We start from the raw sequence: 14,688 nt of genomic DNA, 5'->3' as shown, positions 1-14,688 counted from the left end.
GAAAACGCCGCCCATCCATGGGCGGCGCCCTACGGGTCGGCAAGCTTTGCTGCAGCGTCGTGCGTCATGGTGAAGCGACAGCCGACAAGCCGGACGCCAGGCGCCGGATCAGATGACGCCCGCGCACCATAGCGAAGCAGTCCCCAGCGCGCTCCCGATCGCTGTCGCCGCCAGCACATCACTCGGATAGTGCAAACCCAGCACTACCCGCGACACCGCCACACTGGCCGCGAACGGCACCAACACGCCGGCGAGCATCGGATACCAGGCCACCGCGACGATCGAGAACGACACCGCGTGCAGTGTGTGCCCGGACGGGAAACTGAATTCGTCGAGCGGGGCGACCCAGGCGCGGATGCGGCCGTCGGCGGCGAAGGGGCGCGGGCGCTTGGTCCAGCGCTTGAGCGATTTGTAGAGCAGCAGCGCGACGGCGCCCGTCGCGGCCATGTGCGTTGCGGCGACCAGGCCATCCAGGCCGTCGAGCAACACCAGCGCGGCCATCAGCAGGTACCAGAACACGCCGTCACCGAGGCGGCTGACCGTCGAGAAGTAACGGCGGATCCAGAGGTAGGTACAGGCGCGGTTGGCGCGCAGGCACCAGCCGGCGTCGTGTGCGAGCAGGCGTCTACGCGGTGGCGCGGGCATGGGCGCTGGCATGGAGGGTCTCCCCGGTCGTCGGCTGCGCATCCGCGCGGCGCAGGCCTGCCAGCAGCGCGTCCAGCTCGCCCGCCACCTGGCGGGGCGACAGGCGGCGCATCGCCTCGCGTCCGGCCAGCGCCATCGCGCGGCGTCCGCGGTCGTCGGAGGCCAGGCGCAGGGCGGCGTCGATGAAGTCCTCGTCGTCCCCGTCGATACAGGCGCCATGACGACCGTCGCACAGATGTTCGGCCGCGGCGCCGAGGGCGAACGCCACCTGCGGCACGCCACTGGCCATTGCTTCCAGCACCACGTTGCCGAAGGTCTCGCTGCGGCTGGGGAACAGGAACAGGTCGGCGCTGGCCAGATAGCGACCGAGATCGCGGCCGTGCCGGGTGCCGGCGAACAGGATGTCCGGATGCAGGCGCTGCAGCGCGGCGCGCTGCGGGCCGTCGCCGACGAAGATCATCCGCGCCTCGGGCCGGCGCTGCTGCAGTTCGCGGAACGCGCGCAGGGCGAGGCCCAGGTTCTTTTCCGCCGCGATCCGCCCGATGTGGATCACCGCCAGCCCGCCGGGTGCCAGTCCCCATTCTGCGCGCAGGGCGGTGTCGCGCAGGGCTGGATCGAAGCGCGTGCAGTCGACTGCGCGTGGCAGCACGACCGCGTGTGCGACGCCCTGCTGCTGCAGCCATGTGGCCAGCGGACGCGTGGCGACCAGACTCGCATCGGCCGCCGCGTGGAAGCGACGCATCCAGGCCAGCGCCAGGGGCCGCAGCAGGCCCAGCCGGTAGTCGGCCATGTACAGGTCGAAGCGGGTGTGCAACGCCGTGACCACCGGAATGCCGAGCGCGCGCGCGGCGCGCTGCGCCGACAGACCCAGCAGTCCTTCGGTGGCGACATGCACCGCATCCGGGCGTTGCCGGCGCCAGTGCGCCTGCAGGCGGCGCCCGGCCGGCAGGCCGATGCGCAGCGCGCGATACAGCGGCAGGCGCAGGCCGGGGACGCAGAGCGTGTCTCCGCCGTTGCGGCCGATCCGTTCGCCGGGCTGCGCGGGCCGGATGATCTCGACGGTGTGGCCGCGCGCACGCAGGCCTTCGACGTAGGTCTGCAGCGTCAGGGCGACGCCGTTGACCTCTGGCGGGTAGGTATCGGTAACGATCGCGTAGCGCATCGTGACAGTCCGCAGCCGGGCTGGGCACAGCATCCGCGCGCGAGATGCCGCCCCGGTGACAGCGGTCTGACGGTTCGATGACGCCGCGGCGCGGACATCCGGGCATCAGGCAGACCGGATGTGCCGACGCGCACTGGGCAGACGGATGCGATCAACGACAGCTGCCGTGCCGCGCGGCCCGCAACCCGGAGCACCTCGTGATCCCGTTTTGAATCGCCGCCTCGCGGCGACGCCGTCATTCGCCGGCGATCGACAGCCTGACGCCGAGCGGCGCGATGTCGTCGGGTTCGCCATCCAGATCGATGCGCAGCAGCGGTCGCGCATCCAGCCAGCGTTGCGACAGCCGCAGGCGCAGCTCGTCGCCGGCCACATCGGCGCCCAGACGCGGAATCTCGTCGGCTTCGTGGCTGCGGTGCAGCAGGACCGCCAGCCGAAGCAGCGCGGCCGTGCGCCGGGCCTGCGCGACCAGGCGGTCGGGCAGGGCTTCGAACGCGGATTTGGGCACCTTGCGCCGGTGGCAGCGCACCAGCGCGGCGAGGAACTGCTGTTCCTGGCGCGAGAAGCCGGCGATGTCGGAATGTTCCAGCACGTAGGCGCCGTGCACGTGGTACTGGCTGTGCGCGATGACCAGGCCGAGTTCGTGCACCCGCGCGGCCCAGGCCAGCATGCGCAAGCTGTCGGCATCCAGGCCCCAGCTGGGGGCGACCTGGTCGAACAGGCGCAACGCCGTCGCTTCGACGCGTCCGGCCTGGGCGCGGTCGATCCCGTAACGCTGGCCCAGGGCATCGATCGAGGTTTCGCGCGGATCGTCGTCGCGGGCGCGCCCCAGCAGGTCCTGCAGCACACCCTCGCGCATTGCGGCCTTGCTGACCTGCATGCGTTCGATGCCGAATACCTGGAATGCGGCTTCCAGCACCAGGACGCCGCCCGCGATGATCGGCCGGCGGTCGTCGGACAGGCCGGGCAGCGAGATCGCGTCGATGTGGCCGGCTTCGAGCAGGCGGTCACGCACCTGGGGCAGGGCCTCGGCCGTCACTGCGCCCTTGGTCAGCTTCATCGCCGCGCAGATCTCGCCGATGGCCTTGTTGGTGCCGGAGGCGCCGACCACTTCCTGCCAACCGAGTGCGCGGTAGGTGCTGGCGAACTGCTGGAATTCGGCCGCCACTTCGGACAGCGCGTCGCGCCAGCGCTTGCGCGACAGCTTGCCGCCCGGAAAGAACCGCCGCGTGCTGGCGACGCAACCGATCTGCAAGCTCTCGCGCTCCAGCGCATCGAAGCCGCTGCCGATGATGCATTCGGTCGAGCCGCCGCCGATGTCGATCACCAGACGACGCTGGTCCGGACGCGGCGGCTGCGCGTGGGCGACGCCGAGATAGATCAGGCGCGCTTCCTCGCGGCCCGCGATGATTTCGATCGCATGGCCCAGCGCGGTTTCAGCCGGCACCAGGAAGGTCTGCGGTGCGGCCAGCCGGCGCACCGTATTGGTCGCCAGTGCGCGCACGTTCTGCGGCGGGATGTCACGGATGCGCTGGCCGAAACGCGACAGGCAGGCCAGCGCACGCTGGCGCACCTCGGCGCTGAGGCCGCCGCGTGCATCCAGGCCTTCGGCCATGCGCACGGTCTCGCGCAGGCGGTCGACCACGCGCAGCTGACCCAGGGTGTAGCGCGCGACCACCATGTGGAAACTGTTGGACCCCAGGTCGATCGCGGCGAGCATGTCGCCATCGGCGATCGGCGGCGTCAGAGCTTCGACGCGAGCGGACGTGTCCTGGCCGGTCATGGCGTTCCTGGATGGCAGGGCGCAACGTGCGCGCCCTGCAGTCGGTGGGGACCGGCATGGTAAAGCATGCCGGCGGCGCCACGCGTCGCCGTCGCGATCAACCGCTCAACCGCACAGCCTTGCGAGAAGCCAGGCTTGCGCCGAGTGCGGCATGGCATCGTCGTCCGGCGACAGCTTGCGGTAGCTGCCGTCCTCGCGCAGTTCCCAGGCGTTGACGTTGTCGGCCAGGTAGTTGTCGAGCGATTCTTCCTGCACGCGCTGGGCGATCTCCGGATCGAGAATCGGGAAGCAGGTTTCCACCCGGCGCAGCAGGTTGCGCTCCAGCCAGTCCGCGCTGGCGCAGAAGAGTTCCGGTGTCGTGTCGTTGGCGAACCAGTACACGCGGTGGTGTTCGAGGAAACGGCCGACGATCGAACGCACGCGGATGTTGTCCGACACGCCGGGCACACCGGGCCGCAGCGCACACGCGCCGCGCACGATCAGATCGATGCGCACGCCGGCCTGCGACGCGGCATAGAGCGCGCGCATCACCTGCGGTTCGTTGAGGGCGTTCATCTTGGCGATGATCCGCGCCGGGCGTCCGGCAGCGGCATGACGCGCCTCGCGGTCGATCCGTTCGATCAGCCCCGCGTGCAGGGTGAAGGGCGATTGCAGCAGGCATTTGAGCGCGATCGCGGGCGCGAGACCCGACAGCTGCTGGAACAGCAGGTGCACGTCGTTGCCGATGTCCGGGTGCGCGGTGATCAGTCCGAAATCGGTGTAGCCGCGCGCGGTACCCGCGTGATAGTTGCCGGTGCCCAGATGCACGTAGCGACGCAGCTTGCGCCCTTCGCGGCGCACGATCAGCAGCATCTTGGCGTGGGTCTTGTAGCCCACCACGCCGTAGACCACCTGCACGCCGGCTTCCTGCAGGCGATCGGCAAGACCGAGATTGGCCTCTTCGTCGAAGCGCGCGCGCAGTTCGACCACCACCGTGACGTCCTTGCCGTTGCGCGCGGCCTGGACGAGGTGCTCGACGATCGCCGAATCCTTGCCGGTGCGGTACAGGGTCTGCTTGATCGCCAGTACGTTCGGGTCTTCGGCAGCCTGCTTGATCAGCTCCAGCACGGGCGCGAACGAATCGAAGGGGTGATGCAGCAGCACGTCGCCCTCGGCGACGAGTTCGAACATCGCGTCGCTGCCGGGCAGCGGGCGTTGCTGGAACGTCGGGAACTTGAGATCCGGCCGCTGCACCAGGTCGAAGATCTGGCTGATGCGGTTGAGATTCACCGGGCCGTCGATCCGGTAGACCGCGTTCTCGGGCAGGTCGAAGTTCTGCAGCAGCGTGCGCACGATCGGTTTGGGACAAGTCGCGGCGATTTCCAGCCGCATCGCGCGCAGATAACCGCGTCCCACCAGTTCGTCACGCAGCGCGAGCGCGAGGTTCTCGACCTCCTCGTCGTCGACGATCAGCTCGGAATTGCGGGTCACGCGGAACTGGTAGGCGCCCTTGACGTCCATGCCGGGGAACAGCTCGTGAACGAATTCCGACAGCACCGCCGACAGGAACACGAAATCGTACTCGCCGCCGGAGATGCGCTCCGGCAGCTGGATGATGCGCGGCAGCGAACGCGGCGCGCGCACGATCGCCAGATTGCCCACGCGGCCGAACGCATCCTTGCCCTTGAGCACGACGACGATGTTGAGCGACTTGTTGAGGATCTTCGGGAACGGATGCGCCGGATCCAGGCCCAGCGGCGACAGCACCGGCATTACTTCCTCGCGGAAGTACGCCCGCAGCCAGCGCGTCTGCCGCGCCGACCAGGTATCGCGACCGAGGATGCGCACGCCGGCTTCGCCCAGCGATGGGCGCATTACCTTGTTCCAGCATGCGTACTGCGCCTCGACCAGTTCCGCCGCGCGGTCGTGGATGCGCTTGAGCACCGTCGTCGGGGTCATGCCGTCAGGCGGCAGCGGCGTCCCGAAGTCCTGGGCATGGCGCACGGTGGCGGCGCGGATCTCGAAGAATTCGTCGAGGTTGGTGCAGGAGATGCACAGGTACTTCAGCCGTTCGAGCAGCGGCACCGACTCGTCCAGCGCCTGCGCCAGGACACGGAAATTGAAATCCAGCTGCGAGAGCTCGCGGTTGAGATACAGCGACGGATCCAGCAATGGATCGGCGACGCCTTCCTGGAGCGCAGTCGCATGGGCATCCGGCGGGGCGGGCGTGTCCCCGCGCGTGCGGCGGGTGGCGGTTTTCCGGGTCATCCGGTGGCTCCGAGATAGCTGGCCTCGCGTGCACGCACGCGTTCGGCGCTGAAATGGCAGGCGAACCGGCTGCCGCGACCGACTTCGCTGTCGATCTCCAGCCGGGCCTGGTGCAGGTGCAGGACGTGTTTGACGATTGCCAGGCCCAGGCCGGTGCCGCCGGACTCGCGCGAGCGGCTGGTCGACACGCGATAGAAGCGTTCGGTGATGCGTGGAAGATGCGCCGCCGGAATGCCGTAGCCGGTGTCCTCGACCGAGAGCTCGGCGCCGCCTTCGGGCGTGGCGCCATAGCGGATGGTGATGCGTCCGCCCGCCGGGGTGTAGCGCACCGCGTTGCTGACCAGGTTCGAGAACGCACTGTGCAGCTCGCGCGGCGAACCGATCAGGTCGGTCGGCGAGGCGTCCTCGACGCTGATGGTGTGCCGGCCCTGGCTGAGCATCGTCAGCTCACGGCGCAGCGAGGCCAGCATCGAGGCGATCGAGACGGTTTCCTCGCCGATGATGCTGTCCTGGGCCTCGAGGCGCGACAGCGTGAGCAGGTCTTCGACCAGCTGGGTCATGCGCTGCGACTGGTGCTGCATTTCCTTGAGGATCGGCGCCCAGTCCGGCTGCTCGGCGGGATCGAGCATGTCCAGATAGCCGTGCACCACGGTCAGCGGCGTGCGCAGCTCATGGGAGACGTTGGCGACGAAGTCGCGGCGCATCTGTTCCAGCCGCACCAGCTTGGTGACATCGCGCGCGACCAGCAGCCAGAGATCTTCGGAATAGGGAATCAGCCGCAATTCGAGTCGCGTCTCCGGCGCGACCGGCGAGGCGACGTCCAGCATCGGCTCGGCGCGGCGCCCATGGGCGAACCAGTGTGCGACGGGCAGCGGCTGCAGCGTCGGCCCGACCGGCTTGCCGATGTCGCGCGGCATGCGCAGGCCGAGCAGGGTGGTCGCGGCGGTGTTGAACCACTGGATGCGCTGGCTGTTGCGGTCGACCACGACCACCGCATCCGGCAGCGCTGCCGCCACGGCGCGGTAGGCGCGCAGCATCGCGATCAGGCGACGCTTGCGCGCGCGCATGTCGAGCTGTCCGCGGTGCAGCAGGCGATCGGTTTCCTGCCAGACCCCGTCGCCCTGCGGCGGCGGCACGCGCCGTCGCGAGGTCAGCCGGCGCAGCAGGTCGTAGAGCTTCCAGTAATGCCAGGCGACCACGCCCAGCGCGGCGATCGCCAGCGCCATCCAGGCGTGATCGAGCAGTGCGCCGATCACGGCGGCGCCTGCGAGCACCGCGGCAAGCTGCAGCAGGGTGCGGGTCCAGGCGGCGTGGATGCGGGGTGGCATGTCGTTGAGTCTAGGCAAAGTCAGGTGACAGGTTGGCGTAAGAAATCAGGATGTCGAGCGGGGAGGCAGCGGTGGCTGTTGGTTTGCTGCGCTGTCGCGAAACACGACGGAACTGGGCAGCCAGCAGACCCGTCGGGCGCCGTCCATGGATGGACGGCGGTTTTCGATCGAGCCATGGATGGCGAGTCGAAAAATCCCGGAACGAATGACATGTCGGATGTGCTCCGTCGGGAGAGGCCCTTTCTTTTGCTTACTTTTCTTTGGGCCAGCAAAGAAAAGTGAGTCGCTCGCCGACAGGCGAGTGAAAGCTCTGCAATTCGCGTGCACCGAGCGAGGATCAAATGCTTTCGCCCGCTGTCGCGACCGAGTTCATTTCTTTTGGTAGACCCCAAAAGAAACAGAACCAAAGAAAAGCGTCTCCTCGACGGAGCTAACCCGGCCAGTCGTCCGTTCCGGCATTTTCCGACTCGCCATCCTGGCTCGGTCGGAAAACGGCGGGCATCCATGCCCGCCGCCCTCCGGGTGTTCGGTACGCAGCGGGGCTGCAAGGCCATCAAGAGCAGCTGGTGACGAGGCGAGTCGACAACCTCACACCGACGCCGAGAACCGGTACCCCGATCCCCGCACCGTCTGCACCATGCCGTCGAGCCCGCTCGGCTCCAGCGTCTTGCGCAGCCGGCGGATGTGCACGTCGACCGTGCGTTCTTCGACGTAGACGCTGCCGCCCCACACGTGGTCGAGCAGCTGCGAGCGGCTGTAGACGCGTTCGGGGTGGGTCATGAAGAAATGCAGCAGGCGGTATTCGGTGGGACCGATCTGCACCGGCTCCTGGCCGGCGAACACGCGGTGGGCGGCGCCGTCGATGCGCAACTCGCCGACGGTGACGCTGCCGTCCTCGTCGTCGTCACGGGCACGACGCATCACGGCGCGGATCCGGGCCAGCAGTTCGCGCGCCGAGAAGGGCTTGACCACGTAGTCGTCGACACCCGCCTCCAGGCCACCCACCCGATCGTTCTCCTCGCCGCGTGCGGTGAGCATGATGATCGGGATGTCGCGGGTCAGGGCGTCTTTGCGCCAGCGGCGCGCCAGCTCCAGGCCGCTGGTGCCGGGCAGCATCCAGTCGAGCAGGATCAGGTCCGGAACCCGGTCGACGATCGCCGATTGCGCCTCGCGGGCATCGCCGGCGTGCATGGGCTCGAACTCGCCCTTGCGCAGGGCAAACGCGACCATGTCTCGGATCGCCGGTTCGTCGTCGACGATGAGGATGCGCTTCTGCATGGAGCCTTCCATCGAGCCTGGGGGACGGCGCCATTACACGACAGTTTTATGACGGGCTGGTGACACCGTTCCCGGGAATGTCATCTCCCGGGGACCGGGTCCCAACGCCTTGCGGTCAGGGGCGGGCGCAATCCGCGCGGCGGCCGCTCAGCGGCGACGCAGATCTTCGTCGCGGACACCCTGACGGTGCAGTTCGAGCACGGTCGGGGTGATCGACGCGATCCGGGCGTCGATCCGGGCCCGCGCGTAATAGTCCAGATCGTCGCGCTTCTTCAGCGTATTGAGCTGGATCAGGGCCTGCTCGGCGCGGCCGCCCAGGAACGCGGCCTCGGCCCAGGCCTCGCCGGCGCGGACCGGCTCGCCGGCCATTTCGCTGGCGCGCGCGAACGCACGCTGGAACGCGGGGTCGGTGCTGGACGAATTCAGCAGCGGACGCAGGATGGTCTGGGCGCGGCGTCCGGCTTCGGCGCTGTCGCGCTCGGTGAGCAGGCCGGCATAGGTCAGCACCACGGCCGGATTGCGCGGCATGCGCTCGAGCAGGGCGTCGAAGCGACGATCGGCAGCGGCCGTGCGTCCGGCGCGGGCGTCGGCTTCGGCCACGCCCAGGGTCAGCCAGACGTCGCCGGGATAGTCCGCCAGCAGGGCGGTGAGGTCCCGGGCCGCGGTGTCGAGGTCGTTGACCCGCATTTGTGCGATCGCCAGCCCGTAACGCTGTGCGTCGTCGAGCGGCGCGGCGCGGCGCATCGCCTCGTACTCGCGGATCGCAAGCGCCGGCGTATTCGCGCTGAGCACGCGCAGCCGCTCCCGCGCCCAGCCGAACTGGGTGCTGTCCGCGCCCGATGTCGTACCGGGCGGCAGCTGCAACGAGACCGGGAGCAGGGGGTTGTCGAGCGCGCGCCGCGGCGCAGCCGGCTGGCCGACGACGGGCACCTGCTGGGTCACCGAGCCCTGCGGCGTGGTGGTCACCGCGGTGACGGTATCGCGCGACATGCGCTCGGCACGGACCCGCGCCTCGCTGATGCGGGTGGTGGTGACGGGGTGGGTGCGCAGGTAGTCGGGCAGCCGTTCGCGCTCGCCGCCCTGGTTGGTCCGCGACACCGCATGCATGCGTTCGAACATCGTGGCCATCGCATCGGGGTCGTACCCGCTGCGGGCAAGCGTGCGGATACCGAGACGGTCAGCCTCGGACTCGTTGGAGCGGGTGTAGTCGATCTGTCGCTGGATCGCGAGACCCTGCGCGCCGGCAAGGACCGCCATCGCCGCATCGTCGGAGGAGTTGCTGCCGCTCTGCGACGCCACCGCGATCGCGCCGAGCATCGCCAGCAGCATCGGCACCTGGTCGCGCTGCGCGCGTTCGACGCCGCGCAGCACGTGCGACTGGGTGACGTGCGCGACCTCGTGCGCCAGCACCGCCGCGACTTCGTCCTCGGATTCGGCCGTCAGCACGAGTCCGGCGTTGGTACCGATGTACCCGCCCAGCGTGGCGAAGGCGTTGATGCTGCGGTCGCGCATCATGAAGAACGTGAACGGTTGTTGCGGCTGGTCGCTGGACGCCGCGAGCCGGGTGCCCGTTGCGCGCAGCCAGCCGTCGACCAGCGGATCTTCCAGCACATAGTTGTAGTGCCGCAGCTGGGCGAGCAGCATCTGTCCGTACTCGGCCTGGCGGGCGGGGCTGAGGACGGTGCCTGCCGACGAACCGATATCCGGCAGCCGCGTTTCCTGCGCCGGCGCGTAGACCGAGCTGACGGCCAGCGCCAATGCCGCCACCGGGGGGATCAACCGGGCGCGGAGGGAGCGGGCGTTGGCATCGGCTTGGCGCATCTGGACTCGCAGGCAGCGGAGGGGCAGGGCGGATACACAGGTGGGCCCGCGAGGATGCAGGCCATCGGACGCGGACGCGTGAATCCCATGTTAAGCGCGGGACACGCTGTCCCTGCTGCGCTCATGACCCCGTGACCGCATCTGACCGACAATCGCCGCACAAGTTTCCCCGGAGATCGCCTTGAACACCCCAGAGACCGGCGCCGCGTCGCCCGAAATCACCCTGTACACCAGTGCGATCTGCGGCTACTGCGTGGCCGCCAAGCAGTTCCTGAAGACCCAGGGGCTGGTGTGGAACGAAGTGCGTATCGACCTCGACGCCGAAGCGCGCGAATTCATGGTGTCGCGCGCGCGCCGCACCAGCGTGCCGCAGATCTTCGTCGGCGATACCCACGTCGGCGGCTACGACGACATGATGGCGCTGCACCGCAAGGGCGGCTTCCTGCCCCTGCTCGGCGGCGACGCGGCATGACCGCGGTGCCGCCGTCGGGCGAAGCATCCGATGCCGACCGCGTCGCCGAGTTCACCGCGTTCCGCAAGCGCATGAACGAACGCATCCTGGGCGAACCCAACCAGGTGGTCCGCCGCTTCTTCGCGCTGGACACCCAGACCTACCAAGCGGGCGCGCTGGACGTGAAGACGAAGGAACTGCTCGGCCTGGTCGCCTCGATGGTCCTGCGCTGCGACGACTGCATCAGCTACCACGTCGCCCAGTGCAAGGACGCCGGGGTGAGCCGCGAGGAGTTCTTCGAGACCTTCTCGGTGGGGCTGGTGGTCGGCGGCAGCATCGTCATTCCGCACCTGCGCCGGGCCGTGGACTTCCTCGACACGCTGGAGCGTGGCGACGCCGCCACGCCGTCCGCGCACGCCCACGACTGAGTCGCGCGGCGGGCGCCATTTGGGCGCCGATGACCCGTCGGGCATAATGGGCGGGTTTTCCTATCACCCGACGCCGCGCATTGCGCGGTGTCCCAAGCGTACGGACTGCCACCCCACATGAGCCAAACGATTACGATCATCCGCGGCGACGGCATCGGCCCCGAGATCATGGACGCCACCCTGCACGTGCTCGACGCGATGCAGCTCGGCCTGAGCTACGAAGACGCCGACGCCGGCCTGATGGCCCTCGAGAAGCACGGTGAGCTGCTGCCCGGCGCGACGATGGAGTCGATCCGCCGCACCAAGGTGGCGCTGAAGAGCCCGCTGACCACGCCGGTCGGTGGCGGTTTCAGCTCGATCAACGTCGAACTGCGTCGCCAATTCGACCTGTACGCCAACGTGCGTCCGGCGACCTCGTTCCCGAACACGCGCTCGCGCTTCGACAGCGGCGTCAACCTGATCACGATCCGCGAGAACACCGAAGGTTCGTACATCAGCGAAGGCCAGGAAGTGTCGGCCGACGGCGAGACCGCGGTGTCGATCACGCGCATCACCCGCAAGGGTTCGGACCGCATCGTGCGCTACGCGTTCGAGCTGGCACGCAAGACCGGTCGCAAGAAAGTCACGATCGTCCACAAGGCCAACATCCTCAAGAGCACCTCGGGCCTGTTCCTGAAGGTCGCGCGCGAAGTGGCGGCCGAATACCCGGACATCGAAGCCAACGAGATGATCGTCGACAACACCTGCATGCAGCTGGTGATGCGTCCCGAGCAGTTCGACATCATCGTGACCACCAACCTGTTCGGCGACATCATCTCCGACCTGTGCGCCGGTCTCGTCGGCGGCCTGGGCCTGGCCCCGGGCGCGAACATCGGCAAGGACGTGGCGATCTTCGAGGCCGTGCACGGCTCGGCGCCCGACATCGCCGGCAAGGGCCTGGCGAATCCGTGCGCGCTGCTGCTGGCAGCGGCGCAGATGCTCGACCATCTGGCGCTGCCCGAGCAGGCCGAGCGTCTGCGCAAGGCGATCGTCGCCACGCTGGACGCGAAGGATGGCGTGACCCCCGATCTGGGCGGGACCGGCAACACGATGGGATTCGCCAAGGCCATCGCCACGCGCCTCTGAGCGCACAGCGGTGTGGTGAATCGGAACGGGACGCTTCGGCGTCCCGTTTTTCATGGGCGACTGTCCCGTCGCCCGTCATGACGCGTGGCCGCGACGGCCGCACAATGCGCATCCGCTTCCGGACCCTGCCGATGACCGTTCGTCCCAGCGCGCTGGCGCTGACTCCGCTGCTGCTGTTCCTGGCGCTGTTTTTCGGCGCCGGCCTGTACTTCACCGCGCAGGACGAGCCGATGGGCTTCTACCAGCTGCGGGCGCCGGTGGCGATCCTGCCGGCCCTGGCACTGGCGGTGTGGATCGCGTATCGACGCGGCCTGCCGGCGGGCGAACTGCTGCTGCGCGGCATGGGCGAATCGAACATCGTGCTGATGTGCCTGATCTTTCTGCTGGCCGGCGCGTTCGCGTACGTCTCCAGCGCGATCGGCGCGGTGGATGCGGTGGTGTCGATCGGCCTGGCGGCCATTCCGGCGCCGCTGATCCTGCCGGGTCTGTTCGTGCTGGCGGCGTTGATCTCGCTGGCGATCGGCACCTCGATGGGCACGATCGCAGCCGTGGTACCGATCGCGCTCGGCGTGGCCGATGCCTCCGGCCTCGACCGGACACTGGTGGTGGGCGCAGTGATCGGCGGTGCGATGTTCGGCGACAACCTCTCGGTGATCTCCGACACCACCATCGCCGCCACCCGCACGCAGGGCGCGCAGATGCGCGACAAGTTCCGCGAAAATTTCAAGATCGCGCTGCCCGCGGCGCTGGCGACGGTCGTGCTGCTGGGCTTCCTCGGCAGCGCATCGCCGATCGATGCGATGCCGGGCGCCTCGCCCTGGCTGATGCTGCCCTACGCGCTAGTGCTGGGCCTGGCGCTGGCGGGCATCGACGTGCTGGTCGTGCTCGGGATCGGCATCGTACTGGCGGGCGGCTTCGGCATCGTGTTCGCGGACGACTACGGCGTCGTGCCGTTCGTCGGCGACATCTGGTCCGGCTTCGAAGGCATGACCGAGATCCTGCTGCTGTCGCTGCTGATCGGCGGGCTGGGGGCGCTGACCAAGGCCTGTGGCGGGCTGGACTGGCTGGCGCAGTTGATCGAGCGCATCGCGCGCGGGCATCGCGGACGCCGCACCGGTGAGTTCAGCATCGCCGCCTTGTCGACGACCGCGGACGTGTTCACAGCCAACAACACGGTCGCGATCCTGGTCAGCGGCAGCGTCGCGCGCGACATCGCCGAGAAACACGGCATCAGCCCGCGTCGCGCGGCCAGCGTGCTCGACATCTTCGCCTGCGTCGCGCAGGGCGTGCTGCCCTATGGCGCCCAGATTCTGCTGGCGGCATCGCTCGCCACGGTCTCGCCGCTGGCACTGGCCGGCAGCGTGCATTACTGCTGGCTGCTCGCCATCGTGACCGTCGGCTTCATCGCCTGGCCGCGGCGTGCACCTGCCACGCACGCCGGCGCGTCTGTCGACTGAGCGGTGTGCGGATGCTGCAGTTTTGCAGGGCCTGAGAATCAGGCATTCGGGTGCGACTTGCGTTGTTGCGGCAGCTCCAAAGGCGTTGGCAGTCCGCTCGCACGCCGCCGTGTGGAGGCAGCCCAGCTGATGCAGTGGCGGGGCGTGCGGCGCGTGCTTCGCAGCGAAGTCGCGGGCTGGCATCGGGTCGAAAGTGCGGGCGCGGCCGACCTGCGGTGCCCCGGTCCCGAGCGCGCTGACGCGTTACGTCCGGCCAGTTCCCAGCCAGGCCGACTCGCTTGGCGGGTCACGTTTTCAGCCCGGCTGGGCTACATTCCGTCTATCGGCCGCGCGACCCGGGTACGGGTCATCCAATGGCCAGCCACCGCGACGATGTCGCTCAGGAGGGGAGATGGCGAAGGGACTGGTGATGGGCGTGCTCGCTCTGACCTTGGTATCGGGCCTGGCGCAGGCGCAGGTCTACAAGTGCACGCGCGCCGATGGCTCGACGGAATACGCGCAGACGCCATGCGGCGCCAACGCCAAGGAAGTCGAGGTCCGGGCAGGGCCGACCGCGAGCACGGATGACGGCTCGGACCGCAACCGGCAGGCGATCGCGCAGTCCAATGCGCTGTCGTCGGCGGCTGTTGCGGAGCGCAACTGCGTGCAGCGGGCCGAAGGCGACATCCTCGGGCCGTCGAACCGTCGCGCGGCCGAATACCAACAGCAGATCAACGCGCTCAACGCGCAGCTCGCGGGTGCCGGCACCAACCTCGCGGGCGCGACATCGCAGGCCGGTATCCGCAGCCAGATCACCGGGCTGCAGCAGTCGATGGCCGCCGACCGCTCCAGCGCCGACGCGCAGGTCATCGCCGCGCGGCAGAACTGCGCCACGATCCGTCGCGCGCGCGAGGACGAGATCCGTCGTCCGGCCGAAACCGCGTCGGGCGTCTGACCGTCGGTCCACGGAGGCCGGTGCCGTAGAGC

The 14,688-nt window shown here is 68.8% G+C and carries 12 protein-coding genes; 5 read left to right on the top strand and 7 right to left on the bottom strand.

From position 1 onward, the window contains the following. Positions 1-108: 108 nt before the first annotated feature. The 7 genes from AC3A5K_RS14125 to AC3A5K_RS14095 form a co-directional block, all read right to left on the bottom strand. The gene (locus tag AC3A5K_RS14125) at positions 109-645 is read right to left on the bottom strand and encodes a phosphatase PAP2 family protein (protein ID WP_487618223.1); all 537 of its coding nucleotides are present in this window, start codon (positions 643-645) and stop codon (positions 109-111) included. Continuing rightward, complete coding sequence (locus AC3A5K_RS14120; protein ID WP_487618166.1) at positions 626-1,807, bottom strand: glycosyltransferase family 4 protein; 1,182 nt, start codon at positions 1,805-1,807, stop codon at positions 626-628. Before AC3A5K_RS14120 ends, AC3A5K_RS14125 begins: the two co-directional genes overlap by 20 nt. Positions 1,808-2,042: 235 nt before the next feature. Then, positions 2,043-3,587, bottom strand: coding sequence for an exopolyphosphatase (gene ppx, locus AC3A5K_RS14115; protein WP_487618165.1), 1,545 nt, complete (start codon positions 3,585-3,587; stop codon positions 2,043-2,045). 105 nt (positions 3,588-3,692) lie between these two features. Further along, the gene (ppk1, locus tag AC3A5K_RS14110; protein ID WP_487618164.1) at positions 3,693-5,834 is read right to left on the bottom strand and encodes a polyphosphate kinase 1; all 2,142 of its coding nucleotides are present in this window, start codon (positions 5,832-5,834) and stop codon (positions 3,693-3,695) included. Further along, a complete protein-coding gene (gene phoR, locus AC3A5K_RS14105; protein WP_487618163.1) occupies positions 5,831-7,162 on the bottom strand; it encodes a phosphate regulon sensor histidine kinase PhoR in 1,332 nt (443 codons plus the stop codon). Before phoR ends, ppk1 begins: the two co-directional genes overlap by 4 nt. Positions 7,163-7,750: 588 nt before the next feature. Next, a complete protein-coding gene (gene phoB, locus AC3A5K_RS14100; RefSeq protein ID WP_487618162.1) occupies positions 7,751-8,440 on the bottom strand; it encodes a phosphate regulon transcriptional regulator PhoB in 690 nt (229 codons plus the stop codon). Positions 8,441-8,587: 147 nt separating this feature from the next. Continuing rightward, positions 8,588-10,261, bottom strand: a complete 1,674-nt coding sequence (locus AC3A5K_RS14095; RefSeq protein ID WP_487618161.1) for a M48 family metalloprotease — start codon at positions 10,259-10,261, stop codon at positions 8,588-8,590. Positions 10,262-10,436: 175 nt separating this feature from the next. On the opposite strand from AC3A5K_RS14095, the gene grxC reads away from it, so the two are divergent. From grxC to AC3A5K_RS14070, 5 genes are all read left to right on the top strand, one after another. Then, positions 10,437-10,733 carry a glutaredoxin 3 gene (gene grxC / locus AC3A5K_RS14090; RefSeq protein WP_487618222.1) on the top strand — a complete coding sequence of 99 codons (297 nt, stop codon included), beginning with the start codon at positions 10,437-10,439 and terminating at the stop codon, positions 10,731-10,733. After that, positions 10,730-11,140 (top strand): carboxymuconolactone decarboxylase family protein, encoded by a 411-nt coding sequence (locus tag AC3A5K_RS14085; RefSeq protein ID WP_487618160.1) that lies wholly within the window; start codon positions 10,730-10,732, stop codon positions 11,138-11,140. The genes grxC and AC3A5K_RS14085 overlap by 4 nt, the downstream gene beginning before the upstream one ends. A 117-nt stretch (positions 11,141-11,257) precedes the next feature. Next, on the top strand, positions 11,258-12,265 hold the full coding sequence (locus AC3A5K_RS14080; RefSeq protein WP_487618159.1) for an isocitrate dehydrogenase: 1,008 nt from the start codon (positions 11,258-11,260) through the stop codon (positions 12,263-12,265). A gap of 131 nt (positions 12,266-12,396) precedes the next feature. Continuing rightward, positions 12,397-13,722 carry a Na+/H+ antiporter NhaC family protein gene (locus tag AC3A5K_RS14075; RefSeq protein WP_487618158.1) on the top strand — a complete coding sequence of 442 codons (1,326 nt, stop codon included), beginning with the start codon at positions 12,397-12,399 and terminating at the stop codon, positions 13,720-13,722. Between the two features lie 391 nt (positions 13,723-14,113). Further along, on the top strand, positions 14,114-14,656 hold the full coding sequence (locus AC3A5K_RS14070; protein ID WP_487618157.1) for a DUF4124 domain-containing protein: 543 nt from the start codon (positions 14,114-14,116) through the stop codon (positions 14,654-14,656). Positions 14,657-14,688 lie beyond the last annotated feature (32 nt).

Source organism: Luteimonas sp. Soil_C_5 (assembly GCF_057656615.1).
Note: the sequence above shows the minus strand (reverse complement) of the source record. Positions and strands in the feature narration are given on the sequence as shown.